General features: G+C 49.7%; 1 pseudogene. It reads right to left on the reverse strand.

The window, feature by feature from the left end:
• A pseudogene (locus tag ACH63V_RS18150) lies at positions 1–340 on the reverse strand (hypothetical protein); the annotation flags it as partial.

Below are 340 nucleotides of genomic sequence, written 5' to 3' on the forward strand. Positions count from 1 at the left end.
GATCATGACCTGTAATAGTTAAGGTGACTTGACTACCCGGTGCAACGTCTGTGGTGCCACCTGTAATATGACCCTGAGTATCCACATCAACTGTGATTGAACCATCTACTCGGTCTAAACCACCTTGACCTGCCAGACTATCTTCTGCATTCACCGGTGTACCATTACGGTCAACCGCGTCTGCCTTCACTGTTAACTCACCATCAGCAAAGCCTGCCGGCACTTCTGCTGTATAGCTACCATCTGGCTGAACCGTTGCAGTCACTTGTTGCTCAAGTGGGTTACCCGCTTGATCATGACCTGTGATGGTTAAGGTGACTTGACTACCCGGTGTAACGTC

Source organism: Acinetobacter sp. ABJ-A23_2, assembly GCF_044538765.1.
In the GTDB taxonomy this organism is placed as follows: domain Bacteria; phylum Pseudomonadota; class Gammaproteobacteria; order Pseudomonadales; family Moraxellaceae; genus Acinetobacter; species Acinetobacter nosocomialis_A.